Source organism: Nocardioides sp. Root190 (assembly GCF_001428565.1).
Taxonomy (GTDB): Bacteria; Actinomycetota; Actinomycetes; order Propionibacteriales; family Nocardioidaceae; genus Nocardioides.
Genome location: NZ_LMIA01000003.1, coordinates 26,289 through 52,180, shown reverse-complemented (window position 1 = coordinate 52,180; position 25,892 = coordinate 26,289). Strand labels below are relative to the sequence as shown.

The 25,892-nt window shown below is 71.1% G+C and carries 24 protein-coding genes; 12 read left to right on the top strand and 12 right to left on the bottom strand.

The annotated features are described in order from the left end of the window. The first annotated feature begins 31 nt into the window (after nt 1–31). Complete coding sequence (locus ASE01_RS04150; RefSeq protein ID WP_056748771.1) at nt 32–1,246, top strand: winged helix-turn-helix domain-containing protein; 1,215 nt, start codon at nt 32–34, stop codon at nt 1,244–1,246. Here the strand turns inward: ASE01_RS04150 and ASE01_RS04145 are convergent. From ASE01_RS04145 to ASE01_RS04100, 10 genes are all read right to left on the bottom strand, one after another. Next, nucleotides 1,224–2,840: a succinic semialdehyde dehydrogenase gene (locus ASE01_RS04145; protein WP_056748770.1), complete on the bottom strand. Its 1,617-nt coding sequence runs from the start codon at nt 2,838–2,840 to the stop codon at nt 1,224–1,226. The genes ASE01_RS04150 and ASE01_RS04145 overlap by 23 nt on opposite strands. Further along, nucleotides 2,837–4,708, bottom strand: a complete 1,872-nt coding sequence (locus ASE01_RS04140) for an AMP-dependent synthetase/ligase (protein ID WP_056748769.1) — start codon at nt 4,706–4,708, stop codon at nt 2,837–2,839. Before ASE01_RS04140 ends, ASE01_RS04145 begins: the two co-directional genes overlap by 4 nt. A gap of 90 nt (nt 4,709–4,798) precedes the next feature. After that, the gene (locus tag ASE01_RS04135; protein WP_056748768.1) at nt 4,799–5,947 is read right to left on the bottom strand and encodes an MlaD family protein; all 1,149 of its coding nucleotides are present in this window, start codon (nt 5,945–5,947) and stop codon (nt 4,799–4,801) included. After that, a complete protein-coding gene (locus tag ASE01_RS04130) occupies nt 5,944–6,984 on the bottom strand; it encodes an MCE family protein (protein WP_056748767.1) in 1,041 nt (346 codons plus the stop codon). The genes ASE01_RS04135 and ASE01_RS04130 overlap by 4 nt, the downstream gene beginning before the upstream one ends. Continuing rightward, entirely contained in the window at nt 6,981–8,117 is a 1,137-nt protein-coding gene (locus ASE01_RS04125; protein WP_157537080.1) for an MCE family protein, read from the bottom strand. Before ASE01_RS04125 ends, ASE01_RS04130 begins: the two co-directional genes overlap by 4 nt. Continuing rightward, nucleotides 8,114–9,106, bottom strand: a complete 993-nt coding sequence (locus ASE01_RS04120; RefSeq protein WP_056748765.1) for an MCE family protein — start codon at nt 9,104–9,106, stop codon at nt 8,114–8,116. Before ASE01_RS04120 ends, ASE01_RS04125 begins: the two co-directional genes overlap by 4 nt. Continuing rightward, the gene (locus ASE01_RS04115) at nt 9,106–10,161 is read right to left on the bottom strand and encodes an MCE family protein (RefSeq protein ID WP_056748764.1); all 1,056 of its coding nucleotides are present in this window, start codon (nt 10,159–10,161) and stop codon (nt 9,106–9,108) included. Before ASE01_RS04115 ends, ASE01_RS04120 begins: the two co-directional genes overlap by 1 nt. Next, nucleotides 10,158–11,300, bottom strand: coding sequence for an MlaD family protein (locus tag ASE01_RS04110; RefSeq protein WP_056748763.1), 1,143 nt, complete (start codon nt 11,298–11,300; stop codon nt 10,158–10,160). Before ASE01_RS04110 ends, ASE01_RS04115 begins: the two co-directional genes overlap by 4 nt. Before the next feature lie 4 nt (nt 11,301–11,304). Beyond that, nucleotides 11,305–12,153 (bottom strand): MlaE family ABC transporter permease, encoded by an 849-nt coding sequence (locus tag ASE01_RS04105; RefSeq protein WP_082605811.1) that lies wholly within the window; start codon nt 12,151–12,153, stop codon nt 11,305–11,307. Beyond that, complete coding sequence (locus tag ASE01_RS04100; protein WP_082605810.1) at nt 12,150–12,950, bottom strand: MlaE family ABC transporter permease; 801 nt, start codon at nt 12,948–12,950, stop codon at nt 12,150–12,152. The genes ASE01_RS04105 and ASE01_RS04100 overlap by 4 nt, the downstream gene beginning before the upstream one ends. 202 nt (nt 12,951–13,152) lie before the next feature. Between ASE01_RS04100 and ASE01_RS24915 the strand changes: the two genes are divergently transcribed. The 8 genes from ASE01_RS24915 (at nt 13,153) to ASE01_RS04060 (ending at nt 21,010) form a co-directional block, all read left to right on the top strand. Continuing rightward, nucleotides 13,153–13,914 carry a MerR family transcriptional regulator gene (locus tag ASE01_RS24915; RefSeq protein ID WP_056748762.1) on the top strand — a complete coding sequence of 254 codons (762 nt, stop codon included), beginning with the start codon at nt 13,153–13,155 and terminating at the stop codon, nt 13,912–13,914. A 32-nt stretch (nt 13,915–13,946) separates the two neighbouring features. Then, nucleotides 13,947–14,357 carry a nucleoside-diphosphate kinase gene (gene ndk / locus ASE01_RS04090; protein ID WP_056748761.1) on the top strand — a complete coding sequence of 137 codons (411 nt, stop codon included), beginning with the start codon at nt 13,947–13,949 and terminating at the stop codon, nt 14,355–14,357. A gap of 178 nt (nt 14,358–14,535) precedes the next feature. Continuing rightward, nucleotides 14,536–15,621, top strand: a complete 1,086-nt coding sequence (locus ASE01_RS04085) for a rod shape-determining protein (protein WP_200958752.1) — start codon at nt 14,536–14,538, stop codon at nt 15,619–15,621. A gap of 6 nt (nt 15,622–15,627) precedes the next feature. Then, nucleotides 15,628–16,590, top strand: coding sequence for a rod shape-determining protein MreC (gene mreC / locus ASE01_RS04080; protein ID WP_082605809.1), 963 nt, complete (start codon nt 15,628–15,630; stop codon nt 16,588–16,590). Then, on the top strand, nt 16,587–17,177 hold the full coding sequence (gene mreD / locus ASE01_RS04075) for a rod shape-determining protein MreD (RefSeq protein ID WP_056748760.1): 591 nt from the start codon (nt 16,587–16,589) through the stop codon (nt 17,175–17,177). Before mreC ends, mreD begins: the two co-directional genes overlap by 4 nt. Next, the gene (gene mrdA, locus ASE01_RS04070; RefSeq protein WP_157537079.1) at nt 17,174–19,291 is read left to right on the top strand and encodes a penicillin-binding protein 2; all 2,118 of its coding nucleotides are present in this window, start codon (nt 17,174–17,176) and stop codon (nt 19,289–19,291) included. The genes mreD and mrdA overlap by 4 nt, the downstream gene beginning before the upstream one ends. A gap of 7 nt (nt 19,292–19,298) precedes the next feature. Next, a complete protein-coding gene (rodA, locus tag ASE01_RS04065) occupies nt 19,299–20,522 on the top strand; it encodes a rod shape-determining protein RodA (protein WP_056748758.1) in 1,224 nt (407 codons plus the stop codon). Further along, nucleotides 20,519–21,010, top strand: a complete 492-nt coding sequence (locus tag ASE01_RS04060) for a hypothetical protein (protein WP_056748757.1) — start codon at nt 20,519–20,521, stop codon at nt 21,008–21,010. The genes rodA and ASE01_RS04060 overlap by 4 nt, the downstream gene beginning before the upstream one ends. Here the strand turns inward: ASE01_RS04060 and ASE01_RS04055 are convergent. Continuing rightward, nucleotides 20,991–21,554: a GrpB family protein gene (locus ASE01_RS04055; RefSeq protein ID WP_056748756.1), complete on the bottom strand. Its 564-nt coding sequence runs from the start codon at nt 21,552–21,554 to the stop codon at nt 20,991–20,993. The two genes, ASE01_RS04060 and ASE01_RS04055, sit on opposite strands and share 20 nt — an antisense overlap. 103 nt (nt 21,555–21,657) lie before the next feature. Here ASE01_RS04055 and ASE01_RS04050 point away from each other — a divergent pair, with 103 nt between their 5' ends. Together ASE01_RS04050 and ASE01_RS04045 are read left to right on the top strand one after the other, a co-directional pair. Further along, nucleotides 21,658–22,551, top strand: a complete 894-nt coding sequence (locus tag ASE01_RS04050; protein ID WP_056748755.1) for a GNAT family N-acetyltransferase — start codon at nt 21,658–21,660, stop codon at nt 22,549–22,551. 9 nt (nt 22,552–22,560) lie between these two features. Beyond that, complete coding sequence (locus ASE01_RS04045; RefSeq protein ID WP_056748754.1) at nt 22,561–23,454, top strand: alpha/beta hydrolase; 894 nt, start codon at nt 22,561–22,563, stop codon at nt 23,452–23,454. Nucleotides 23,455–23,456: 2 nt separating this feature from the next. Here the strand turns inward: ASE01_RS04045 and ASE01_RS04040 are convergent, their stop codons facing one another. Beyond that, the gene (locus ASE01_RS04040) at nt 23,457–24,668 is read right to left on the bottom strand and encodes a glycoside hydrolase family 43 protein (RefSeq protein WP_082605808.1); all 1,212 of its coding nucleotides are present in this window, start codon (nt 24,666–24,668) and stop codon (nt 23,457–23,459) included. Between the two features lie 127 nt (nt 24,669–24,795). Between ASE01_RS04040 and ASE01_RS04035 the strand changes: the two genes are divergently transcribed. Continuing rightward, the gene (locus ASE01_RS04035) at nt 24,796–25,887 is read left to right on the top strand and encodes a FecCD family ABC transporter permease (protein WP_056748752.1); all 1,092 of its coding nucleotides are present in this window, start codon (nt 24,796–24,798) and stop codon (nt 25,885–25,887) included. The last annotated feature ends 5 nt before the right edge of the window (nt 25,888–25,892 follow it).

Below are 25,892 nucleotides of genomic sequence, written 5' to 3'. Positions count from 1 at the left end.
GCGTGTCGGTCCGGGTGTCTAGCCTGACGGCGTGAGCAGCACCCAGACCCTGTCGCGCGCCCAGGCACGCCGGATCGCGCTGGCGGCCCAGGGCTTCCTGGACCCGGTGCACGCCGTCCCGACGCTGCGCACCTTCGACCGCACGCTGGCGCGCACCGGACTGCTCCAGGTCGACAGCGTCAACGTGCTCCAGCGCGCCCACTACATGCCGCTCTACTCGCGCATGGGTGCCTACGACGTCGACCTGCTCCGGCGGGCGTCCGCGGGGCGCCAGCGACGCGTGGTGGAGTACTGGGCGCACGTCCAGGCGTTCATGCCGGTTGAGCTGTGGCCGGCGATGAGGCACCGGATGGACCACCACCGCAGCCGCCGCGGCAAGTGGTTCAGCGTGGCCGAGGACGATGCCCTGGAGGCCGCTCTGCTGGCGGAGATCGCCGACCGCGGGCCGAGCACGGCCCGTGAGCTGGACGACGGCCTGCCCAGGTCCAGGGACCACTGGGGCTGGAACTGGTCGCGGACGCGGCAGATGCTCGACTTCCTCTTCACGACAGGTGACCTGGCGATCGAGGGGCGCAACAGCCAGTTCGAGATCCGGTACGACCTGGCCGAGCGGGTGGTGGGCAGCGAGCTCGCCCATGCCCCGGCGCTGTCCGCGACCGATGCCCACGTCGAGCTGGTGCGCCGGGCCGCCCGTTCCCACGGTGTCGCCAGCGCCCACTGCCTGGCCGACTACTACCGCCTCAACATCCACCAGGCCCGAACGGCGATCGAGGTGCTCCTCGAGGCGGGCGAGCTCGAACCGGTCCAGGTGGAGGGATGGGCACGCCCGGCCTACCTGCACCACGAGGCGCGGGTGCCACGCCGGGTCGCGGCCCGGACGTTGCTGAGCCCGTTCGACCCGGTCGTGTGGGAGCGTGCCCGTGCGGAGGCGATCTTCGACTTCCGCTACCGCATCGAGATCTACGTCCCGGCGGCGCAGCGGGTGCACGGCTACTACGTGCTGCCGTTCCTGCTGGGAGACCGGATCGTGGCGCGGGTCGACCTCAAGGCCGACCGTCCCACCCGACGGCTGCTCGTGCAGGGAGTCTTCGCCGAGCCCGGCGCACCTGCCGCGACGGCGGCGGAGCTCGCCGTGGAGCTGTGGCGGCTCGCCGGCTGGCTGGGCCTGGACGAGATCGAGGTCGCCCCGAAGGGCGACCTCGCTCCCGCGTTGGTGGCCGAGATCAGCGCACGCGCAGCTTCCTGAGCAGCTTCAGCTGGGCGTTGCCGAGTCCGACGAACTTCTCCAGCGCCATCCCGGACGGCGGTCCGAGCGGCACCAGGCGCTGCGTCGCGACGGTCTGGGACTCGGTGTACTTCCGCATCCCCTCCGCACCGTGGCGCCGGCCGAGACCGCTGTCGCCCATGCCGCCCATGCCGGCCTCGATGGAGCCGGCCGCGGCTGCGGCGCCGTCGTTGATGTTGACCGAGCCCGCCCGGACCTGCTGGGCGAGCGCCTCGGCGGCGCGGGTGTTGCGGGACCACACGCTCGCCGACAGGCCGTAGCGACCTTCGTTGGCCTTCGCGACGGCTTCGCTCTCGGAGCCCACCTTGTAGAGCGAGATCACCGGACCGAAGGTCTCCTCGAGGCAGACCGGCATGTCGGCGTCCACGCCCTCCAGGACGGTCGGCTCGTAGACGAGCGGCCCGAGGTCGGGGCGGTGCCGTCCACCGGCGAGCACCGTTGCGCCGCGGGCGACCGCGTCGTCCACGTGGCTGCGAACGGTCTCCAGCTGTGACTCGGAGGCGAGCGACCCGACGTCGACGGAGTAGTCGAACGTCTGGCCCAGCGTGAGCGCCTCGGTCGCTGCCACCACGGCATCCCGGAAGGCGTCGTACACGTCCTCGTGCACGATCACCCGCTCGATGTGGATGCACATCTGACCGGTGTTCGCGAACGCGGCGGCGACGCAGCCGGCGGCCGCCTTCGACACGTCGGCGTCGTCGAGCACGACGAGCGGGTTCTTGCCGCCGAGCTCCAGGGAGGCCGCGATGAGCATCTCGCCGGCACGACGGCCGACGCTGCGGCCGGTGGGCGTCGAGCCGGTGAAGCAGATGTGGTCGACACCCGGGCCGCCGTCGACGGACCCGATCAGGGCGTCGCCGATGATCGCGCCGGGACCGACCACGACGTGCCAGATGTCCGTGGGCAGCCCGGCCTCGGCCATCAGCTCACGCGTCCAGAGCAGCGTCAGCGGAGTCTGCGAGTCGGCCTTGCTGACCACGCCGTTGCCGGCGAGCAGCGCCGGGATCACGTCGCCGACCGCAAGGTAGAGCGGATAGTTCCACGGCGAGATCATCCCGATCACACCCTTGGGGACGCGCACCTCGCGCACCTTGGTGAGGCCGGGCATCGCGCCGCGGACCTTGTTGTCGCCGACGTAGTGGCGACCGTGGCGGGCGTAGTGGCGCGCGATCGTGGCGACCTGCAGGATCTCCTGCCAGGCACTGAACCGGGCCTTGCCCATCTCCCACTGGATCAGGTCGATGACCTCGTCCTGGCGCTCCACCAGCAGGTCGTGGAAGCGCAGGACCATCGCGGAGCGCGTTGCCCACGGCAGCAGCGCCCAGGTGACCTGTGCCGTGCGGGCGCGGGCGATCGCGTCGACGACGTCGCTCGCGCTGCTGACCGGCACGCTGGCCGTCGCGAGTCCGTCGTACGGCGCGGTCGCGGTGCTCGTCTCCGTGCTGGTCGCCGTGCCGGCCGGGTCGCGGGCGACCCAGCCGCTCCAGGCGGCGATCCGCTCGGCGGTGACCCAGGCGGGCTGGACGCTGTTCGTGGTGGTGGTCGTGGCGGTCACGAGTAGAGCCTCTCCAGGACGTCGGCGTACTTGGCGTGGACGACGCGGCGCTTCAGCTTCAGCGTCGGCGTGAGCTCCTCGGACTCGGCGGTCCACTCGACCGGGAGGAGCTCCCACGACTTCACCTGCTCGGGCCGCGAGAGCCGCTCGTTGGCGGCGTCGACGGACTGCTGGGCGACCGCGAGCATCGCCGGGTGCTGGGCCAGCTCCGCGAGCGAGGTCCCGGCGGGGATGCCCAGCTGCTGCGCCACGAGGGGAGCGATCTCCGCGTCGAGGGTGAGCACCGCGACGACGTACGGCTTGCCCTCGCCGAACACCAGGGCGTGCCCGACGATCGGGCTCTCCTTGAGGTAGTTCTCGATGTTGGACGGGGCGATGTTCTTGCCCGAGGAGGTGATGATCATTTCCTTCTTGCGGTCCACGACCTTGAGGAAGCCGTCCTCGTCGAGCTCACCGATGTCGCCGGTGTGGACCCAGCCGTCGACGTCGATCAGCTCGGCGGTCGCCTCGTCCTGCTTGTAGTAGCCCTGCGAGGTGACGGGACCGCGCGCGAGGATCTCCCCGTCCTCGGCGAGCGCGATCTCGATGCCCGGCAGCGCACGCCCGACGGTGCCGAGCCGGAACTGCTCGGGTCCGCAGGCGGTGACGGCCGCGCAGGTCTCGGTCATGCCGTAGACGTCGTAGATCCGCATGCCGAGGCCGGCGAAGAACTTCGCGACCTCCAGCGGCATCGGCGCGGCGGCCGAGGCGGCCCACTCGCAGCGGTCGAGGCCGAGCAGTGCGCGGAGGAAGGAGAGCAGTCCGGCGTCGGCCGCCTGGTACCTCGCCTCGAGCTCGGGGGAGACGGTGCCGCCCTGCTGCAGCGCCTCGACGTACTCCAGGCCGATGGCGAAGGCACCCTCGATCTGGGCCTTCTTCTCGGGGTCGGTCTCGGCGGAGAGCTTGGCGGTGATGCCGGTCTTGATCTTCTCCCAGACCCGCGGCACACCGAAGAAGCGCGTCGGGTGGACCTCGCCGAGAGCGCCGAGGAGCAGCGAGGGATCGGCGATGAGGTGGATGTGGGCACCGTTGACCTGCGGGATGTACATGCCGAGCGTGCGTTCGGCGATGTGGGCGAACGGCAGGTAGGAGATGAAGTCGTTGTGCAGTGTGGGCGCGGAGACCCGCAGCGAGCAGGCGCACTCGTAGAGCACGGCGTGGTGGGTCAGGACCACGCCCTTCGGGTTCCCGGTGGTGCCGGACGTGTAGAGGATGGTCAGCGGGTCCTCGGGGGTGACCTCCGCGGTCCGGCCCTCGAGCTCGGCACCGTGGCCGGCACGCCAGGCGGCACCGGCGGCGAGGAAGGCGTCCCAGGTGATGAAGCGGTCGTCACCCTCGGGGGCGGTCGCGTCGATCAGGACGACCTGGCGGATCGTGTCGCTCTCGGCGAGGGCCTTGGCCCACCGCGCGAGGTGGTCGGCGGACTCCAGGATGACGACGGCCGGCTCGGCATGCCCGGCGACGTAGGCGACCTGCTCGGCCGACAGGGTGTTGTAGACCGACATCGAGACCCCTGCGGCGTGGACGACACCGAGGTCGGCCACGACGTGCTCGATGCGGTTGCTGGCCATCAGCGCGACGCGGTCGCCGTGCACAACGCCGGCCTCGACCAGGGCACCGGCGGCGTCGAGGGCACGCTCGCGCAGGTCGGTCCAGGAGACGGTGCGCCAGCCGGCCGCATAGCCGGCCGACAGGTCGATGCCGACCTTGTCCGAGTACGCCGGCTTGTCGGCCTCGGACGCAACGGTGCGGGCGAAGGCGATCGGCAGGGTCAGCCCGGCGATCTCGGCCTCGATCTCGGCGCGTACGGCCAGGGTGTCGGTGCTCATGGGGACATTCCTTTCGGGGGATGGGTCATGCGGGGAGGAGGTCTGGTGCGACCGGGGCGATCGGCCGGGTCACTGCCGGGTCACTGCCGGTCACTGCTGCGGGACGGTGGCGGAGCCACGTCCCTGGGTGCCGGCCGGCGGGTCGATGCAGCGGACGTCGGTCACCGGAGTGCGGGCCTCGAGGTCCTGGATGTCGCGCTGGACCGACTTGTCGTAGACGCAGTTCTTGAGGATGCGGGGCACGAGGAGCACCCGTCCGCTGCCCTCGCGGGTGCTCCCGGCCATCACGTCGGCCTGGAGGGGGACCCAGTCGAGCCAGTGGTGCAGCCCGCGGAGGTGACCGGCCGCCATCTCGGTGAGAGGGACGCCCGAGCGGAGCAGGCTCCTCAGCTCGGGGGCGAGCTCACGCCACCACCGATCGAGCCGGGGGAGCAGGTCGAGCGAGGTCGTGACCGCGCGCCGGATGTCGGGTGTCGCCTTCGCGAGGGATCGGGCGATCGCCTCCAGGTCGCCGGACATGCTGCGCAGCTGCGGGGCGAGGTCGTCGATCGTCGTCAATGGCGTCTCGGCCGTGGTGACCAGGCGGGTGAGGGTCGGCTCCAGGCGGCGCAGCATGGCGAAGGCGGTCTCCATCTCGATCGCCAGCGCCCGGAGGTCGACGTCCTCGTCGGCGTTGCCGAAGATGGTCGCCGTCTCGTCGGCGATGGTCGCGATGTCGTCGACGTCCAGGGAGGACATCAGTCCCTGCGCATGGGCCAGGACCTCGGGCACGGTGAGCGGGATCGTGGTCTCCGAGACCGGGACGGTGGCGCCGTCGGCCAGGTAGGGGCCGTCGGCCACGCGCGGGCGGATGTCGAGGTACTGCTCGCCGACGGCGGAGAGGTTGCGGACCTCCATCGCGCTGTCGACCGGGATCTCGACGTGCTCCTCGATCTCGAGCTCGGCCAGGGCACCGACCCCGGCCTCGTCGCCCAGCCGGACGTCGATGACCTCGCCGACCCGCTGGCCGCGGTAGGTCACGACGGATCCCACGTGGAGCCCGCCGGCCTGGGGGAGCTGCACCGTGAGGTGGTACGGATCGCGGAACAGCGAGCCCCCGACCACGGTGTCGGTGACGTAGACGACCCCACCGATGAGGATGAGGATGATCAGAGCCTGCGCGGTGCGGATCCGTCGCCGCCACACCTGCGCGCTCGACTCCGTGTTGAAGGGGACCTGGTCCCCGGTCTCCGTCGTCATTCGAGTCCCACTCCCAGCTCGGGAAGGTCCTGCACGTCGTCGTCCGGTCCCTCGAAGTTGAGCAGTGCCTCCGGGTCGAGCAGGAACGTCAGGTCGAAGTTGGCGTAGTCGCCGGGAGCGGCCTCGTCGCTGCCGCCGGCGAAGTCGATCAGGCCCTGCATGACACCGTCGACGTTCGCCCGCTCGTCGAGCAGCGTGCGTACGACGGGACGCATGTCCTTGAGCTGTTCGAGGAGGTCGTCGCGCACCGTCCGGGTCAGCGGCGTCGCGACGGCGTCGAACTGGGTGAGCGACTCCATCGCCAGCACGAGGTCCGAGCGCTGCCGGTCCAGGCTGGTCACCAGGTCGGTCAGGTCCGTGAGCGAGTCGGTGATCTCCGGCAGGTCGTCGACCAGGCGGGTGGTCAGGGTGTCCAGCGCTGCAGTGAGCCTGTCGATCCTGGGGAACTGGCTGTTCAGGTCGGTCACGGCGGTGTCCAGCCTGGCGAACAGGCGTCGTACGTCGCCGGAGTTGCCGGTCAGCGCGACGTTGAGCTGCTTGATGATCGTCGAGATGTCACCGAAGGTGCCGCCGGTCACGACGGTGGACAGGGAGGACAGCAGGTCGGTGACGTCAGGGGCAGTGCCCGTCGCGGCGACCGGCAGCATGCCGCCCTCCGCCAGGAGCTCGCCCTTGCCCCCGGGGAAGAGCTGGACGAACGCGGTGCCCATCGGCGAGGTGAGCCGGATCTCGGCACGCGAGGTGGCGGGCAGCTCGACGGTCGTCGAGAGGGCCAGGTGCACCTCGGCCACGTAGTCGCCCGGCTCGACGGCCGTCACCTGTCCCACGGTCGCGCCCTCGAGCTTGACCGGGGCGTCGACGGGGAGGTTGAGGGCGTCGGTGAACTCGATCGTCACGGCGTACGTCTCACCGTCCACCAGGCTCGGCATGGGGATGTCCTCGAGCTGGAGTCCGCACCCCGAGCCGGCGACCAGGGTGCCCAGTGAGAAGGCCAGGCCTGCAGCAGCGCGCCTCAGCGTGCGCGACCCGGCCGTCACGGGAAGCCTCCGGGCAGGCCGTCGTAGATGCCGTCGAAGAGGCCGTCGAGGGCGCCGGTGCCCTCGGAGTTGAACAGCGCGCCGCAGAGCTTGCCGCCCATCTCGCCGGCCAGGGACTCGGCGAGCACCCGGCAGGTGTGGTCGCGGAACGCCGAGGAGAAGGGGCCGACCGAGAAGGCGAACTGGACCCGCAGCCGGCCGAGCTTCCAGTCGTAGGCGCGGGCGAAGTTCTCGGCCATGGTCGGCATCACGTCGAAGGCCTCCTCGAGCGAGTCCTGGTGGCCGCGGATCACGCCGACGACATCGGCGAGACCCTTGAGGTCATCACCGATCACCTCACCGTTGTCCTTGAGGAACTGGTTGGTCAGGCCGGTCAGCTCGTCCAGGCCCTCCAGCGCGGCGACGAGCTCGTCGCGCTGGTCGTCGATCACGGCGGTGGTGTCGGCGGCCGCGTCGGTGAAGGTCCGGATCCGCCGGTCCCGGGTCGCCAGCACCTTAGTGAGCGTGAGCAGGTTGTCGGTCACAGCCGTGATGTCGGCGTCCTTGGAGTTGATCATCGCGAGGGCGTCGCGGCTCTCGGCGAGCGCCCGGCGCAGGTGGGGGCCGTTGCCGTCGAGGGTTCGCGCGGTGACCTCGAGTGCCTCGCCGAGACCCTTGCGGCCATCGGCGCCACCGAGGTCGGCGTCGAGTGCCAGGACGAGGTCGTCGATGGAGCGCGCGATCTCGTCGACGGTCGCGGGGGAGCGGGTGTGGTCGGCGGCGATGTTCGCCCCGTCGCGGAGCCGGGGACCGCCGGTGTAGGCGGGACCGACCTCGACGAAGCGGTCGGTCACGAGCGAGCCCTGGAGGATCTGGGCGCCGGCGTCCTCGGGGAGCTCGGTGTCCCCTTCCAGCTGCATGACGATCCGCATGGTCGTGCCGTGTGGCTCGACCTCCACGATCTCGCCGACCTTGACGCCGAGATAGGTGACGTCGTTGCCGACGTACACCCCGGTCGTGTCGGCGAAGTCCGCGGTGACGACCAGCGCGTCGTCGTCCTCACCGCCGAGCCAACCGAGCAGACGAACGCCGGAGACGGCCAGGACCAGGGCCAGCACACCGACTGCCGCGAGGACGAGATGGCGGCGGTTCATCGGCACTTCTCCGGGGTGATCGAGCAGAAGAGGTCATCGGGGAGGATCGCCCACGGTGCGTTGACACCGAGCCACGGACCGTCGCCGGTGGCGTTGGTGAACACCCGCATGGTCGGTCCGGCGAGGCGCATCGTCTCGTCGAGGTCGTCCTGGTGGTCGTTGAGGGTCCGGAGCACCGCGCGCAGGTCGCGCAGGGCAGGCTTGAGCTGGGGTGCCGTGGTCCGCACCAGCCCGGTGAGCCCGGTGACGAATCGCTCCGCGTTGACGAGCAGCGAGCGGAGGGTCTCCTTGCGCTGCTGGACCATCGTCATCACCAGCGTGCCGTTGGACATGACCTCGTCGATCTTGTCGGTCTGGCTGAGCACGAGGTCGGTGACCTGCCGGGTGGCGGTCAGCAGGGAGTCGATCTGCTGCTCGCGGTCGTTCGCGATCGCCGAGACACCAGCGATGCCGTCGAGGGCGTCGCGCAGCTGTTCGGGTGCGATGGCCAGGTCGGTGGCGAGCACGTCCACGGCTCCCTGGATCTTCTCCAGGTCGAGGGCCTGCACCTGGGGCGTGGCCTCCAGCCAGAAGCGCTCGATGGTGTACGAGTCACGTGAGTGCTCGACGCCGATGGTCGCGCCGCTCGCGAGGGTCTTCCCGCGGCCGGGAGTGAGGGACAGGAAGCGCTGCCCGAGGATCGAGAGGATCTTGACCTCGGCCGGGCTGTCCGCGGTGAGGCCGAGCTCCTCGGGCGCCTGGTCGAGAGTGAAGGCGACGTCGACCTCGTCGCGGTCCGCCTCCACGCTGGTGACCTTGCCGACCTTGAGACCGGCCACCCGGACGTCGTCACCGGCCTTGATGCCGGCTGCGTGCCGCAGCCGGGCGTGGTACGACGAGTCGCCACTGATCGTCTGGAGGCCGATCACGACCATCCCGACCAGCAGGGCGCCGATCACGACCCGCAGCGGCCAGGCCAGACGTCGCCAGGTGCCCGTCACGGTGCCCATCAGCGACACCTCTCCGTGTGCTTGTTGCCGGTCACGCCGAGGTCGACCTTGGCCGGGACGCCCTTGAACTGGCCGTAGAGGTTGCAGACGTAGACGTTGAGGTAGCTGCCGTAGCCCAGGGTGCGGAGATAGACGCGCAGCTGCTGGGGCAGCGCGGCGCCGGTGTCGGCGAGCAGGTCGGTGCGCGAGCCGAGGTACCTCAGCCACGGCTGGCTCAGGGCCGACACGTCCTCGACGAGGGGACGAGCGTCCTCGACCAGGTCGGCGGTCGTGCGGCTCAACCGGTCGATCCCGTCCAGGCTGGTGGCGATCCGGTCGCGGTCCTTGGCCAGTCCTCTGGTGAGCGAGTCCAGGCCGTCCACGAGGGCGGTGACCTCGTCGCGGTGCTCGTTGGTGGTGTCCATCACGAGCGTCACGTTCTCGACGACGCGGGTGAGGGTGTCCTCGCGATCGACCAGGCCTGAGGTCAGCTCGGCGGTCTGGTCGAGCAGGTGGCGGATGGTCGGTCCCTGGCCCTGCAGGACCTGCACGATGTTGCTCGCGAGCTGGTTGACGTCGCCCGGCTCGAGCAGGTCGAAGATCGGCTCGAAGGCGTTGAACATGGCCGTCAGGTCGAGCGCCGAGCGGGTCCGGGCGAGCGGGATCCGGGCGCCGTCGGCGAGGTCGCCCGCCTCGGCCGCGCGGTCGGGGCGCGAGATGGCGACGTACCGCTGGCCCATGAGGTTGAGGTAGTCCACCGAGGCGGTGATGTCGTCGTGGAGACCCTGGTCGCGGTCGACCCGGAGGGTGACGACGGCGAGCCCGGCGTCCTTGCCCTGGCCCACGTGGGTCTCACCGACCCGACCGATGCGGACCCCGGCAAGGCGTACGTCGTCGCCGGGCCGCAGGCCCGTGGCGTCGCGGAAGACGGCGGTGACGGTGATGGTGTCCGCGCCCGAGCTGCGGGAGAGGGTGCCGGCGACCATCGAGGTCAGGAGGATGGCGACGAGGCTGAACACGGCGACCCCGAGCACGGCGCCCTTGTTGCGGCGCAGCTCGCTGAGCTGGCGACTCATCGGCCACCTCCGGTGCAACGGCCCGTGGCGCCGTAGTACTCGGGGCAGTCCTGCGGGCCGTACTCGCCCACGAAGGTCGGCCCGAGGACACCTTCCATCTGGATGTTGCCGCCCTGGACGGCCTTGGCGCCGTTGCGGAGCAGCTGCGGGACCTTCTGGAGCACGCGGGCGAAGGAGGGGTACCGCGCGGCGAAGACCTCGAGGTTGGCGGCGGTCGCGTTGAGCAGGCGAGCGGTCTCGTCGCCGTGCTCGAGGAGGAACGGGATGACGCCCTCCTTGCCCTCGAGGAGCGTGGTGATCCCCCGGAGCAGGGTGGTCGTGCCCTCCTGCTGCCGCACGAGGGTGCGGGCCAGGGGGCGGGTGTCCCGGAGGGTGCGGACGAGCTGCGGCTCGATGTCGGCGAGCAGGTCGGCGTTGGCCGTCAGCAGGTCGACGTCGCGGCGTACGGTCGGTTGCAGGTCCTCCCACCGACCGAGCACGCCGTTGGCGTCAGCGACCATCGTGGCGATCGTCGCGCCGCGTCCGTCGAGCGAGTCGGCGAGCTGGGAGAGCGCGACGTCCCACTGGGCGGGGTCGATCGAGACGAGCAGGCGCTGGGTGGCCGAGAGCGTGTCCATCAGGCGCAGGGTCTGCTCGGAGGTGTCGGCCTCCACCACGTCGCCGTCGGCGAGGTGGCCGCCGGCCGCGGAGACGGTGGTGCTGGCGGCGGCCGTGGTCTCGGCCTGCCCGGGGCTCGTGGCTGCGACCAGGTCGACGAAGTCGTTGCCGAACAGGGTGCCCGGCAGGACCCGGGCCCGGACGGAGGCCGGGATCAGCTCGGCGTGCTCGGTCTCGACGAGCACGGTCGCCGTCGGACCGTCCCAGCCGGTCTCGGCGGCGCGGACGACCGGGTCGACCTCGATCACGCGACCGACCCGCAGGCCGTTGTACTTCACGTCGGAGTTGATCGCGAGCGTGTCGCCGACGGTCGGGAGCTGGACGGTCACCCGCGCCGCGTCGCTGAGGACACCGAGCGTCTGCAGCCCGAGGACGCCGAGGACGGCAGCGACCATGAGGCCGCCGGCCAGGCCGATCGCGGCCAGACGCAGGCGCAGGGTCCGCGGATCGACCTTGCTGTGCGGGAAGAGGAACTCGCTCATCGGCTCACCCTGAGATCTGGACCTGTGCATCGGCGCCCCAGAGGAGCAGCGTCAAGATGATGTCGACGATCGTGAGCGAGATGATGCTGGCCCGGATCGCGCGGCCCGTCGCGCGGCCCACGCCTTCGGGGCCGCCGCTCGCGGTGAAACCGTGGTAGCAGTGGATCAGGGTGACGACGGTCGTCAGGACCACGACCTTGATCGCGGAGTAGAAGACGTCGATCGGGGCGACGAAGGTGCGGAAGTAGTGGTCGTAGGTGCCGGCGGACTGACCGTAGAACGTCGTCACCATGAAGTCGGTGGCGACGTAGGTGCCGACCAGGCCGATCAGGAACAGCGGCAGGACGATGATCCACGAGGCCACCAGACGGGTGCTGATGAGGTACGGGATCGGGCGGATCGCCATCGCCTCGAGGGCGTCGATCTCCTCGCTGATCCGCATCGCGCCGATCCGTGAGGTGAAGCCGCAGCCGATCCGGGCCGCGAAGCCCAGGGCTGCCACCATCGGGGCGAGCTCGCGGGTGTTGGCGTAGCCGGAGATGAAGCCGGTCAGGGGAGCGAGACCGATGACGTCGAGTCCCTGGTAGCCCTCGAGGCCCACCTCGGTGCCGGTCAGTGTCGAGAGGAGCAGCACGACCCCCACCACGCCGCCGCCGACGAGGAAGATGCCGGAGCCGAGGGTCACCTCCGCGAGGATGCGCGCGATCTCGCCGCGGTAGCGGGTCACGGCGATCGGGAGACCGGCGACGGCACGCCAGGCGAGCACGATCTGCAGGCCGACACCGGCCCACGGACCGACGACGGCACGGTCGACGATCTCGATGGGGTCGATGGCCGAGGAGGACTGGCTCATCCGATCGGCCCCCCGGCGAACGTGCTGTGGATCTGGGAGATCGCGAAGTTGGCGGCGAAGAGGAGGACGAAGTTGGTGACGACCGCGCTGGTGACGGCCTCGCCGACCCCGGTCGGGCCGCGCGCGGCGCCCAGGCCCTTGTACGACGCCACCACCGCGCAGATGATCGCGAAGACCGCGGCCTTGGTGAGCGAGAGCCACAGGTCCGAGACCTGGGCGAGCGTGGTCACCGAGGCGAGGTAGCTGCCGGGCGGGAGGTCCTGGAGCACGACGCTGATCGAGAGGGTGGTCATGATCGTGAAGAACATGACGATGCCGTTGAGGAACACCGCGACGACGACGATCGCGATCAGCCGCGGCACCACCAGTCGCTCCATGACCGAGATCCCCATGACCTCCATCGCGTCGATCTCCTCGCGGATCTTGCGGGAGCCGAGGTCCGCACAGATCGCCGATCCGGCGACGCCGGAGAGCATGAGGGCGGTGATGATGGGCGATGCCTGACGCACGACGGCGAGCGTGTTGCCCGCGCCGGTGAACGCGACGGCGCCGACCTCCTGGGCCAGCACGCCGACCTGCAGCGCGAGGATGATCCCGAACGGGATCGACACGGCGAGCGCCGGCAGTGTGCAGACCCGGATGGCGTACCAGGTCTGGACGACGGCCTCGGCCAGCGGGAAGCGTCGTGCACTGAGGGACCGGCCCATCGCGACGAAGACGCGTCGACCGAAGTCGAGGGTCGCCAGCGTCTCGGCGATCGGTCGGCGCAGAGCCGGCAGGACGCTGCTCGACGCCATCGGCCCTCCTGCGGTCAGTGGTGTCGTGCTGGCACGACGATTTGAGAATGACAGTGACACTGTCACACCCGTACTGTCCACTCACGTGTGACGTACGTCAAGCCCGAACTTCGACGGGCTCGCGACGGCGGCCCATTCCAGCCTGAGATCGGGTGATGCCCCGGCGTTGCGTGATCGAGATGACAGTCGTACTGTGACAGTCATGACCGCCGCAGTGGGAGTTGATCCGGGCAACGATGCTGAAGGCGAGACCCTTCGCACGGTCGACGAGCTCGCCTCGGCGGCGGGGCTGACCGTTCGCACCACGCGCTACTACGCCAGCCTCGGGCTGCTGCCGCCGCCGGCGCGCCGTGGGCGGATGGCGTGGTACGACGACACGCACCTGGCCCGGCTGGAGATGATCCGCGCCCTGCAGGAGCACGGCTTCACCCTGCAGGCCATCGAGAAGTACCTCGCCTCGGTCCCGGTCGACGCGGGCGTCGAGGACCTCGCGGTGCAGCGCGCGATGCTCACCTCGTGGACCGTCGGCGAGCCGCAGGAGCTCACCCGGCGCCAGCTCGACCAGCACGCAGGTCGCAAGCTCACCGACGACGAGGTCACGCTCATCGAGGACTTCGGCCTGCTGCGCCGCGCCGAGGGTGAGGGCGGCGGCGTCCGCTACACGCCCGTCCACGGTTTCGACGTCGCCGTCGAGCTGCTGCAGGTCGACATCCCGGTCGAGGGCATGCGCGCCGCGGGCGAGGCGATCGAGCGTCACATGGCCGCACTCGCCGAGGAGCTCACCCGGGTGCTGCACCACGAGGTCGTCGAGCCGTGGCGCCGTGATCGAAGCCACGGCCGCGAGGACGCCGCCCAGCTGGAGGTCACGATCGGCACCCTGCGCCGGCTCACCCTCGAGGCGATCGTGCGCGGCTTCCAGCGCTCCGCCAACAAGGTCATCACCCGCTCGCTCGACCGCGGCTGACCCGGCGCGGACGGGCCGATAGGGTCAGTCGCGTGACCCAACGCACTCTCGTCCTGCTCAAGCCCGACGCGGTCCGCCGTGGCCTGGTCGGCAACGTGCTCGCCCGGTTCGAGGCGAAGGGGCTGAGCATCGTCGCCCTGGAGCACCGCCACATCGACGGCGCCCAGGCCGACGCGCACTACGCCGAGCACGTCGAGCGCGACTTCTACCCGCCGCTGCGTGCCTTCGTGACCAGCGGTCCGCTCGTCGCGCTCGTCCTCGAGGGCGACGAGGCGATCGAGGTCGTCCGCGCGATCAACGGCTCCACCGACGGTCGCAAGGCCGCCCCCGGCACCATTCGCGGTGACCTGTCGCTCTCCAACCGCGAGAACCTCGTGCACGGCTCCGACTCCCCGGAGTCGGCCGCGCGGGAGATCGCGTTGTGGTTCCCCGCGCTGGGCTGAGCGCAGGAACCACCCTCCGCTGTGACGGATGTGACTGCTGAGGCGCGCCGTACCGGCGTGCCTGCGCGGTTGAGCGACGATTTCTCCTTACGCTCGCAAGCGGAGGTCGTCGGATCGTGCGCCCGGTGGTCTCCCCGACGCACTCCCTGCAGGTAGGGGGAGCGGGTCGGCTTCCCCGATGCGTACGAACGGAGCGGCCGTCAGGCTCTCCGGCGACGCGTTGCGAGGAAGCGTGAGGGCGAACTCCATCATCGGCCGCGACATGGCCGTCGACCTCGGCACCGCCAACACCCTCGTCTACGTGCGCCGTCGAGGGGTGTTGCTGGACGAGCCGAGCGTCGTCGCGCTCAACGACACGACCGGCGAGGTCATCGCCGTCGGCCACCAGGCCAAGCAGATGCTGGGCCGTACGCCGGACAACATCACCGCCCTGCGCCCGCTGCGCGACGGTGTGATCGCCGACTTCGAGGCGACCGAGCAGATGCTGCGCCACTTCATCGCGCGGGTGCACCGGCGCCGCTACTTCGCCAAGCCCCGCATGGTCATCTGCGTCCCGAGCTCCATCACTCCGGTCGAGCAGCGCGCCGTCAAGGAGGCCGGCTACCAGGCCGGTGCCCGACGTGTGTACGTCGTGGAGGAGCCGATGGCGGCCGCGATCGGTGCCGGCCTGCCCGTCCACGAGGCCACGGGCAACATGATCGTCGACGTCGGGGGTGGCACCACCGAGGTCGCCGTGATCTCGCTCGGCGGCATCGTGACCTCGCTGTCGGTGCGCACCGCGGGCGACGACCTCGACACCGCGATCATCGCCTGGATGAAGAAGGAACACGGCGTGATGCTCGGTGAGCGCACGGCCGAGGAGGTCAAGATCGCGCTCGGTTCCGCCTTCCCACGCCCCGGCGAGCCGGAGGGGGAGGTCCGGGGTCGCGACATGGTCACCGGACTGCCCCGCACCATCACCGTGACCAGTGCCGACATCAGGCACGCGCTCGAGGAGCCGCTGCACGCGATCGTCGACGCGGTGCGGGTGACCCTCGACCAGACCCCGCCCGAGCTCGCCGGCGACATCATGGACCGCGGCATCGTGCTGACCGGCGGGGGAGCGCTGATGCGTGGCCTCGACGAGCGGATCCGGCACGAGACCGGGATGCCCGTCCACGTCGCCGACCAGCCGCTGGTGTCGGTCGCCATGGGCGCCGGTCGTTGCGTGGAGGAGTTCGAAGCACTCCAGCAGGTCCTCGTCTCCAACCCGCGGCGGTTCTGAGCGCAGATGGCCATCGACACCCGTCCGGTCCGCTCCCCGAAGCCGGCCTCCACCACGCGTCGTACGCCCGTGCGCCGCGACGGCGACGACCCCGGCGGGCGCCCGCCGAGGGCGCTGGTGGTCGCGCTCGTGCTGGCCTGCGCCTCGCTGATGGTCCTCGACAAGGCCGGCGGCGAGAGCTCCCCGATCGAGCCGGTCCGCCAGGTGATCGGCGAGGTCGTCGGTCCGATCCAGGCCGGTGTGGCCGCCGTCGTACGCCCCGTCGCCGACCTGCCGGGTGCCCTGCGCACCAACGACGCGCTCCGCGACGACATCACGGCGCTCGAGGACGAGAACTCCCGCCTGCGGGCACTCGCCGACAACAACGGGTACGACGCCGCGCGGCTCGAGCAGCTCGACGGACTTCGCCGCGTGGCCGGTGACATCGGCTACGCCCTGCTGCCGGCCCGGGTGATCGCGATCGGCTCCGCCCAGACGTTCTCCAGCACGGTGACCCTGGACGCGGGCTCCGACGACGGCCTCCACGCCGACATGACCGTCGTCGCCGCCGACGGACTGGTCGGCCGGATCACCTCCGTCACCGCGCACACCGCCACCGTCCTGCTGATCGTCGACGAGACCTCGGCGGTCGGTGGCCGCATCGGTGACAGCCTCGAGCTCGGATTCGTCCGCGGCCACGGCACCCTCGGCTCCGACGACCGGCTGGAGATGGAGCTCGCCGACCGCAACGTCGTGCCCAAGGTCGGCCAGCAGATCGTGACGTGGGGCAGCGACAACGGGGTGCCCTACCTCGCGGGCGTGCCGATCGGCAAGGTCGCCAAGGTCTACGAGTCGCTGCGCGAGACCACCTACCGCGCGGTGATCACGCCCGCCGTCGACTTCACCCGGCTCGACCTGGTCGGTGTCGCCATTCCATCGGGCAGCAGCTCGCGCGCCATCGAGGCCGACGGGAGCGTGATCGTGCCGTGAGGACCAGCTCCAGTGGCCGTCTGGTCACCGTGTTCATCGCCGTGCTCACCGCGCTGCTCCTCCAGGTGACCGTCCTGCCGCACTTCGCGTGGCGGGTCGGTGGGCTCGGTGTCGTCCCCGACCTCGTGCTGCTCGTCGTGGTGGCGACGGCGCTGGTGACCGACACCCGCTACGGCATGCTGACCGGTTTCTTCGCCGGTCTCCTGCTCGACCTCGCGCCCCCGGCCGACCACGTCGCCGGTCGCTGGGCGCTGGCGCTGATGGCCGTCGGCTACGTCATCGGGCGCCTCGCGCACGACAACACCGCCGACGTCGGACGGCTCGAACCCGATGGCGTACGACGCCCGCCGATCGGGCTCGTGCTCGTCGCGGCCGCCGGCGGATCCTTCGTCGGGACCTCGGTCTTCGCGCTCAGCGGGATCTTCCTCGCCGACTCCGCGGCCTCGGTGGGCGAGCTGCTGCCGGTCGCACTGATCGCGCTCCTCCTCGACACGGTGGCCGCCCTGGTCGTCGTACCCGCCTCGTTGTGGGTCTTCCGCCGCGTCGGCGGCGAACGCACTCCGCAGGGCCTGTGGGCGCGCACGTGACGGCCGCTGCCTCGCACCGCAGCCGGTTGCGGCTGATCGTCATCCAGACGCTGGTCTTCTCCCTGCTCGCGACGCTCGGTGCGCGGCTCTACTACCTGCAGGTCGTCTCCGGCGAGCAGTACCAGGGCCAGGCGGCCTCCCAGTCGGTCCGCGAGATCGTCGTGCAGCCGCAACGAGGCCTCATCGTCGACGCGATGGGGCGCCCGCTCGTCACCAACCGGCTCACCTGGGTGGTCTCGCTGGACCGCACCCTGCTCGGCAAGATGGCTCCCGAGGTCCGCGCCGAGGTGCTTGCGCGCACCAGCGCGGCGATCGGGATGAAGGTCCCCGCGATCGAGGCGAAGCTGCTGCTGTGCGGCGATGCCGACGCCGTGGCAGGGGAGTGCTGGAACGGCTCGCCCTACCAGGCCGTGCCGGTCGCACTCGACGTCGAGGAGGCAGCCGCGCTGCGCATCCTCGAGCAGCCCGAGGACTACCCCGGCCTGGTCGTGGACCGGCAGAGCGTGCGGCAGTACCCCTCGCCGTACGGCATCAACGCGGCCCACCTGCTCGGCTACCTCAGCCCGATCACCTCCGAGGAGCTCGAGGACGCCGAGGGTTCGGGCGACAGCTCGGTCAACGGTGCCTCGGTCGTCGGGCGCGCCGGCGTGGAGAAGCAGTACGACGAGTGGTTGCGCGGGCAGCCCGGCTACCAGCAGGTCGCGGTGGACTCGAAGGGTCGGGTCCGCCAGGACGTCTCGGACCTCGCGGCGCAGCCGGGCGACACGCTGGTCACCTCGATCGACGCGCGGGTGCAGGGCGTGGTCGAGGCGCAGCTGGCCAGGATGATCAGGACCCAGCGCGCGACGCGGGACCCGGTCACCAAGCGCAACTTCGAGGCGGACTCCGGAGCCGCCGTGGTGCTCGAGGCGAAGACCGGCCGGATCATCGCGATGGCCAGCCAGCCGACGTACGACCCCTCGGTCTGGGTGGGCGGCATCACCGACAAGCAGCTCGACCGGCTCTACTCGGAGGCTGCCGGCACGCCGCTGCTCGCGCGCTCCTTCCAGGGACAGTTCGCACCGGGATCGACGTGGAAGCCGTTCATGACGGCGGGCGCGCTCACCCACGGCTACTCGCGGGACACGATCCTCAGCTGCCCCTCGGCCGTGCAGATCGGCAACCGCCCCTTCCGCAACCACGAGTCCGGCGCCTACGGCTCGATCGGGTTCGCCCGTGCCCTCGAGGTCTCCTGCAACACCTTCTTCTTCCAGGTGGGGATGCACTTCTGGCAGAAGTCGGGCTCGGACGCCGACGACGTCAACGCCAAGGACCCGCTCGTCGAGGAGGCCGAGGCCTTCGGCTTCGGCGACCAGACCGGCGTCGACCTGCCGGGCGAGGCCTCGGGCCGGGTGGCGGACCGCAAGTGGAAGCTCGACTACTACGAGTCGATGAAGGACTACTACTGCGGCATCGCCGACAAGCCGCAGGACAAGAAGACCTCCGACTTCGTCTACAAGTTCTCCCGCGAGTTCTGCATCGAGGGCTGGAAGTACAAGATCTCGGACGCTGCGAACTTCTCCATCGGGCAGGGCGACACGATCGTCACGCCGCTGCAGCTCGCCCGCGCCTACGGCGCGATCGCCAACGGCGGCACCTTGTGGGAGCCGCGGGTGGGCAAGGCGATCGTGTCTCCCGACGGCGAGGTGATCCGCGAGATCGAGCCGACCGTGGGCAGCGAGCTGACGCTGCCCGCGAAGGTGCTGCGCTACATCGACGAGGCACTCCAGGGCGTCGCCTCGCGCGGCACGATGGCCTGGAAGCTCGGCGGGTTCCCGATCGAGGACGTCCGGATCCGGGCGAAGACCGGCTCGGCCGAGGTCTACGGCAAGCAGTCGACCGGCTGGGTCGCGTCGTACACCAAGGACTACGTGGTCGTGATGATGATGAGCCAGGGCGGCACCGGATCCGGCTCGACCGGTGACGGCGTCCGGGCGATCTGGGAGTCGTTGTACGGCGTGGACGGCGACAAGGTTCGTCCTGCCAGGGCCGCGATCCCCGGCATCACCCCGCCCGCGTCGTTGCCGAGCTTCGGCGACGACGGATCGATCCTGCCGCCCGCCCGCGAGGAGTGATGAGCCGATGAGCAACCGGATCCAGGCGTCGCGCGTCACCCGCCGCACGACCGCGTCCCGACGGGTCTCGCTGCTCCACTGGGGCGACATCGACCGGATCCTGCTGGCCGCCGTCGTGGCGCTCTCGCTGATCGGATGCGTCCTGATCTGGTCGGCCACCCTCGAGCGCGATGACCTCACCGGCGGCGACGACCGCGCGTTCCTCGTCAAGCAGGTCATCAACCTGGTGATCGGGCTGGGCCTGATGGCGATGGTGGTGATGACCGATCACCGCTGGGTGCGGATCCTCGCGCCGGTCGCCTACCTGATGGCGATCGGCGGGCTGGTGCTCGTGCTCGTGATGGGCTCCACGATCAACGGCTCCCGCTCGTGGTTGATCATCGGCGGAATGTCCTTCCAGCCCTCCGAGCTGGCCAAGCTCGCCGTCGTCGTCGGCATGGCCCTGGTGGTCGCCGAACGGAGCGAGGGCCGCTGGCGTGACCGGGTGGGCACCACCGACGTGCTCCTGATGCTGGTCGTGGCCGCCGTGCCCGCCGTCCTGATCCTGACCCAGCCGGACCTCGGCACGATGCTCGTCCTGACCGCCACCGTCTTCGGCGTGATCGCGGCCTCGGGCGCCGATCGCCGCTGGCTGGGGCTGCTCGCTGGAGGAGGCGTCTCGCTCGCGGTGTTCGCCGTGGTCAGCGGCTTCCTCAAGGAGTACCAGGTCGATCGCTTCCTCGCGTTCACCAACCCCGACCTCGACCCGAAGGGTGCCGGCTACAACGTCGAGCAGGCCAGGATCGCGGTCGGCAACGGCGGCATCTTCGGGCAGGGGCTCTTCGAGGGATCCCAGACCCAGTCCGGCTTCGTGCCCGAGCAGCACACCGACTTCGTGTTCACCGTCGCCGGCGAGGAGCTGGGTCTGGCCGGCGCGGCGCTGGTCGTCGCCCTGCTCGGCATCGTCCTGTGGCGGACGCTGCTGATCGCGACCCGCACCGATGACGTCTTCGGCCGCATCGCCGCCGCCGGCATCGCCTGCTGGTTCGGCTTCCAGGCCTTCCAGAACATCGGCATGTGCCTGGGCATCATGCCCGTCACCGGCGTCCCGCTGCCGTTCGTGTCGTACGGCGGTTCGTCGATGTTCGCCGGCATGCTCGCCGTCGGACTCCTGCAGAACATCCACCTGCGCACGCTCTCGGCGCCTGCGTCCCGGCTGGCCCCGCAGAAGCGGGTCCTGGTCCGCGGGTGAGCGAGGACTTCCGGCGCGACCGGGTCGGCTCGGCGCTCGCCGGGACCAACCCGACGGTGCTGCGTCGACTGGACGCCGGGTTCGCCGTGATCGGCGACGTGCAGCACCTGCCCGGCTACTGCGTCCTCATCACCGACGACCCGGATGCCGATCAGTTGATCGATCTCCCGACGGAGCGCCAGGAGGCGTTCCTCTCGGACATGGCCCTGCTCGGCCGTGCTGTCGCGGCGGTCTGCGCCCGCCGCGACCCGGCCTTCCGTCGGATCAACCTGGAGATCCAGGGCAACACCGACGCCTTCCTGCACGCCCACGTCACGCCCCGCTACCAGTGGGAACCCGACGACCTCGTCCGATGGCCGGCGGCACTGCACCACTGGGAGCAGCGCGTGGACCTCGCCCGGCACGGGCTCGGCCCCTCCCACGAGGAGCTCCGCGCCGATCTCGTCGCCGAGATCGACCGCGAGGTCGCTATGCGGGCTTCTGGTTGACGGCCAGGATCTGGCCGAGGTCGTCCGGCGAGATCCCCGCAGCGGCGAGGATCCGCTGGAGGACGTCGTTCTTGCCCTCGATGTAGTCCTCGATGCCGTCGAGCTCCTGCGTCGCGAGGTCGAGCTTCACTGCGGCGTAGGCGTCGCGCAGCTGCGCGTCGCCGCGCAGGGTGTCCCTCACGGCGAGGTGGTTGCGCAGCGACAGGGCGCCGTCGACGCAGACGTACACGTGGCGGGTCGCCTCGGCGAGGTCGTCGTCAGGGGAGTGGCGCAGGAAGTGCCGGTCGGGCACGCCCTTGTCGCCCTCGTGGGTGTAGCCGGCGGAGACCAGCGCTGCGATGGCGTCCCCGAGGTGCTCGCGTTGCACCACGACGTCGACGTCGAGGACCGGCTTGGCTGCCAGGCCCGGCACCGACGTGCTGCCGACGTGCTCGATCGCCAGGTGGGGGACGGCGCTGGCGTCGAGCGCGTGGGCGAGGTGGGTCCGGATGGACTCGAAGGTCCGCGGCCACTGGGGGTCGTAGGGCAGGACGGTCACGCGCATGAGCTCATCCTCTCGCGCGTCGTGGGTGCTCCTCGCGCCCGACCGGCGAGGGTGCGGGCGATATCGGCTTGAGTCCACCAGCGGTCGCGCGCGAGGATCGATCATGAGCAGTGAGTACGACGTCTGGTTCACCGACGACGCAGGCGCGTTCCTCGCCGTGGCGGGGGAGCGGCTCGGGGCCGACCCGGTGACGGGCACCGTCGTGGCGACGCTGGCCCGCAGGGCGGCGACGAGCGGGATGCCCGAGGGGGTGCCGGATCCGTGGTTCGCGGTCGTGCGCGACAGTGCCGGGGAGGTCGCGGGCATCGCGATGCGGACCGCGCCGTTCGAGCCGTGGCCGCCGTACCTGCTGGCGATGCCGGACGCGGCCGCGCGGGCACTGGCCGACGCGGTGATCGCGCGGGGGGCGGCCGTCGGTGGCGTCAACGGACTTCGCCCGGCGACGGACGTGTTCGCCGCGACGCTCTCGGCCGCGACGGGACAGGAGGCCGATGTGCAGCTGCACCTGCGCCTGTTCGAGCTCGGCACCCTCGTCGACCCGCGCCCCGTGCCCGGCCGGCTGCGCGCCGTACGTCCTGAGGAGGCGAGGACCGCGCTGGCCTGGATTCGGCAGTTCTTCCTCGACGCCGACGAGCAGGCCGGCCGCGAGGCCGGTCACCTCGACCAGGGCGCCGCCTTCACGCTGCTCGACGTGCAGCGCAAGGTGGAGGAGGGGGTCCTGTGGTTCTGGGTCGACCGGGACGACCGCCCGGTCCACCTGACGGGAGCGAACCCACCGGCGTTCGGCGTGACGCGCATCGGTCCCGTCTACACGCCGAAGCACGAGCGGGGCAACGGATGGGCCGGGGCGGCAGTCGCGGAGGTGTCGCGCCTGCTGCAGGCCCGTGGCGAGCGGGCGATCCTGTTCACCGACCAGGCCAACCCGACGTCCAACGCGCTCTACGTCGCGTTGGGCTACGAACCGGTCGTCGACACGGTGCAGCTCTCCATCTCCTAGGGTTCACGCATGGCGCTCCACCCCCAGGCCCGTCGTGCCCTCGCGAATGCGGCCAAGGCGATGGCGGTCACCGACCCCGAGTTCGACATCGCTGCCACGCGCGCAGCGGACCGCGTGCGTGCGGCCGCGCAGCCGAAGGTGCCGGTCGCCGAGGTCCTCGACGTCGACGCGTACGGCGTGCCGGCGCGGCTCTACCTGCCGGAGGGGTACGACGCCGTCGTGCTCCACGCCCATGGGGGCGGGTTCGTCCTCAACGACGTCGAGGTGCACGACGCCGCCGTGCGGCAGTTCGCCACGATCGCCGGAGCGGCCGTGCTCAGCGTCGACTACCGGCGCCCGCCCGAGCACCGGTTCCCCGCAGCGCCCGACGACATGACCACGGCGACCCGCTGGCTGGGCGACCAGCCGCAGCTGGCCGAGCTCCCCACCTTCGCGCACGGCGACAGTGCCGGTGGCAACCTGGCGCTGGTCACCGCGCTGCGGCACCCGGGCCGGTTCGCCGGGGTGGTGTTGCTCTATCCGTTCCTGGACCCGACGGCGGCGTACGACTCCTACCGGACGGCCGCCGAGGGCTTCGACCTGAGCGAGGCCGCCTGGTACTGGGAGCAGTACGCCGCGACACCGGCCGACCTCGAGCACCCGGACCTCGCCCCGCTGCGTTCGGACCGGCTCGCGACACTGCCGGCGACGCTGGTGACGACGGCCGAGAACGACCCGTTGCGCGACGAGGGGGAGCACCTCGTCGAGCTGCTGGCCGAGGCCGGCGTCGAGGTCGTCGGCACCCGCTACGTCGGTCAGATCCACGGCTACTGGCGGCACGCGTCGGTGTTCGACGCCGCGGAGCCGACCATGCGGCAGGTCGCGGGCTGGATGCGGATGATCGTCGAGCGTCCGCGCCCCTGACCTCAGCCGGGGTCGACGACCTCGAGGGTGCCGTCCTCGCGCTGCCACAGGCCGGCGACGTGCAGGCGGCGCAGGTGACCGACCCGGTCCCATGCGTGGTAGATCAAGCGCAGTGAGGAGCCGTCGACGAAGGCGGTCGCGCCACCGGGGCCGGGATGTCCCGTCGAGGCGGTGGTGAGGAACGGGGCACCGCGGTTCTGGCGCACGCACGGGCCGGTGGGGCCGGCGCAGATCGCGTAGCCGGTCGCGTAGCTCGCGTTCTCCCAGGAGTTGCCGGAGAAGAAGAGGTAGGTGACGCCGCGGAACTGGACCATGCTGGGGTTCTCGATGGTGTCGCCCTCCCAGCTCTCGGCGAGGGTCAGCAGCTCGCGCGTCTCCGAGCCGTCGGCGAACCCGTCGCCGTTGCGGCTGAGCTGCCGGATGAACACGCCGGCCGGCCTCCGGTTCACGACTCCCGAGAACTTCCACAGCAGCCACGGGACGCCCGCGTCGTCGACGAACACGTCGGGATCGATCACGCCGAGCTGGGCCTGGCCGTAGCAGAGCGGCTCACCGACGGGCCGGAACGGACCCGCCGGTGACGCGCCACGGGACAGGCCGATGCAGTTGTGTCGCTCCCCGCCACTCGTGCCGGCCGGAGCGGAGTACGCCGCCGTCCAGCCGTCGCCGACCTTCGCGACCCCGGGGGCCCAGAGGTTCTGGCCACCGCCGCGACCCTGCACCCAGCCCGCGGGCTGGAGCGGGTCGACCTTGCGGCCGGTGCCGTCGGTGAGGGGGGTCCAGGTCCGCAGGTCGCGGGAGACCAGCGTGGGCAGCCGCAGGTGCGAGGTGTTGGTCGCGTAGGCGTACCAGCGCCCGCCGTGGCGCACGATGTCCGGATCGGCGAAGTAGCCGCGGTACGCCGCACCGACCTGCCACTGCTCGCTGCCCGGTGCGACGGCGATCGGCGTCGGTCGGCGTTGAGCGGGCAGCTCCTGGGAGAGGCGCTCGGCGAGCTTGGCGAGGTCCTGCATCTCGCCGGCGAGGACGTCGCTGGGCAACGCGGTGGGGAGCTCGGTCTCCTCGGGAATCAGTGGCGCCGCCGAGGTGGCCACCGCATCGGGCGCGGGCTCCTCGCCACTGCTGCCACTGCCGCCGCCGCTGCAGGCCGACGTCGCGAGCGCCAGCGCAGCAACAGCGCCCATCCAGGCGCGCCACCGTCGTCCCCGAGTCATGTCCGTGTCCCCTCCTGCCCTGAACTCTAGGAGGGTCCGCTCTCTCAGGAGGGTGGGTTCCGACCTCCGGATCAAGGGCGATAGGTTCGCTGTTGCAAGTCATTCGCAACAAGACGGAAGGGGTGACATGGTCACGGTCGCCCCTGAGGTCCGTGCCGAGCGCCCCCGATCGGGAGACGGGGCGGCGCAGGCCCGAGCTCGCCGCTGGATCGCTGGGCTGCTGGTCGGCCTGCTCGTCTCCCTGCTCGCCGGGATCGCCCTCGGCGCCGTCCACGTGCCCCTCGACAGCATCGTGGAGGTCCTCGGGCACCACCTCTTCCTCGTCCCGGGCGAGCAGACGTGGACCGGGCCTCGGGACGCCATCGTCTGGAAGGTCCGGCTGCCGCGTGTGCTGCTGGCCGCACTCGTCGGCGCCGGTCTTGCCGTCTGCGGAATGGCACTGCAGGCGATGGTGCGCAACCTGCTGGCCGACCCCTACCTGCTCGGCGTGAACTCGGGTGCCTCCACCGGTGCTGCTGCCGCGATCCTGTTCGGGGTCACGTTCGGACTCGGCGAGCACGCCCTGTCGGGCAGCGCCTTCCTCGGCGCGGTCGCCGCATCGCTCCTCGTGTACGCCGTCGCCCGCTCTGCCGGTCGAGTCACCTCGACCCGCCTCCTGCTGGCCGGCGTGGCGGTCGGCTACGCGCTCCAGGCGGTCACCAGCTTCCTCATCTTCGCCTCGGACTCCGCGGAGGGCGCCCGGTCGGTGATGTTCTGGCTGCTCGGCTCGCTGGCCCTCGCCGAGTGGGGCCAGCCGCTGGCCCTCGCCGCGGTCGTCGTCCTCCTGACGATCACCGTGCTCGCCGTGCTCGGCCGTCAGCTCGATGCGCTCGCGGTCGGCGACGAGACGGCCCTGGCCCTCGGCGTGCGGCCGGAGCGGCTCCGCACCGCCCTGCTGGTGCTCGTCGCCCTGTGCGTCGCGGTCCTCGTCTCGGCGGCGGGCAGCATCGGCTTCGTCGGTCTCGTCGTCCCCCACCTGGCCCGCCGCGCGGTGGGCGCGGCCCACGTGCGCGCAGTCCCGGTCGCGGCCCTGATGGGCGCGATCCTGCTCGTCTGGGCCGACGTCCTCGCCCGCGTCGTCCTCGCGCCCCAGGAGATCCCGATCGGGATCATCACCTCCGTGGTCGGCGCCCCGTTCCTGCTCGTCCTCGTTCGCCGGCTCCAGGCCGGCGCAGCCTGACCCTC

What these genes read in the sequence shown, in the direction of transcription:
- ASE01_RS04050 (WP_056748755.1), top strand. Translation starts at nt 21,658, where the DNA reads ATGAGCAGTGAGTACGACGTCTGGTTCACCGACGACGCAGGCGCGTTC.
- ASE01_RS04045 (WP_056748754.1), top strand. Translation starts at nt 22,561, where the DNA reads ATGGCGCTCCACCCCCAGGCCCGTCGTGCCCTCGCGAATGCGGCCAAG.
- rodA (WP_056748758.1), top strand. Translation starts at nt 19,299, where the DNA reads ATGAGCAACCGGATCCAGGCGTCGCGCGTCACCCGCCGCACGACCGCG.
- ASE01_RS04085 (WP_200958752.1), top strand. Translation starts at nt 14,536, where the DNA reads ATGCGTACGAACGGAGCGGCCGTCAGGCTCTCCGGCGACGCGTTGCGA.
- ASE01_RS04040 (WP_082605808.1), bottom strand. Translation starts at nt 24,668, where the DNA reads ATGACTCGGGGACGACGGTGGCGCGCCTGGATGGGCGCTGTTGCTGCG.
- ASE01_RS04035 (WP_056748752.1), top strand. Translation starts at nt 24,796, where the DNA reads ATGGTCACGGTCGCCCCTGAGGTCCGTGCCGAGCGCCCCCGATCGGGA.
- ASE01_RS04055 (WP_056748756.1), bottom strand. Translation starts at nt 21,554, where the DNA reads ATGCGCGTGACCGTCCTGCCCTACGACCCCCAGTGGCCGCGGACCTTC.
- ASE01_RS04105 (WP_082605811.1), bottom strand. Translation starts at nt 12,153, where the DNA reads ATGAGCCAGTCCTCCTCGGCCATCGACCCCATCGAGATCGTCGACCGT.
- ASE01_RS04115 (WP_056748764.1), bottom strand. Translation starts at nt 10,161, where the DNA reads ATGAGTCGCCAGCTCAGCGAGCTGCGCCGCAACAAGGGCGCCGTGCTC.
- ASE01_RS04125 (WP_157537080.1), bottom strand. Translation starts at nt 8,117, where the DNA reads ATGAACCGCCGCCATCTCGTCCTCGCGGCAGTCGGTGTGCTGGCCCTG.
- ASE01_RS04120 (WP_056748765.1), bottom strand. Translation starts at nt 9,106, where the DNA reads ATGGGCACCGTGACGGGCACCTGGCGACGTCTGGCCTGGCCGCTGCGG.
- ASE01_RS04100 (WP_082605810.1), bottom strand. Translation starts at nt 12,950, where the DNA reads ATGGCGTCGAGCAGCGTCCTGCCGGCTCTGCGCCGACCGATCGCCGAG.
- ASE01_RS24915 (WP_056748762.1), top strand. Translation starts at nt 13,153, where the DNA reads ATGACCGCCGCAGTGGGAGTTGATCCGGGCAACGATGCTGAAGGCGAG.
- ASE01_RS04110 (WP_056748763.1), bottom strand. Translation starts at nt 11,300, where the DNA reads ATGAGCGAGTTCCTCTTCCCGCACAGCAAGGTCGATCCGCGGACCCTG.
- ASE01_RS04135 (WP_056748768.1), bottom strand. Translation starts at nt 5,947, where the DNA reads ATGACGACGGAGACCGGGGACCAGGTCCCCTTCAACACGGAGTCGAGC.
- mreC (WP_082605809.1), top strand. Translation starts at nt 15,628, where the DNA reads ATGGCCATCGACACCCGTCCGGTCCGCTCCCCGAAGCCGGCCTCCACC.
- ASE01_RS04140 (WP_056748769.1), bottom strand. Translation starts at nt 4,708, where the DNA reads ATGAGCACCGACACCCTGGCCGTACGCGCCGAGATCGAGGCCGAGATC.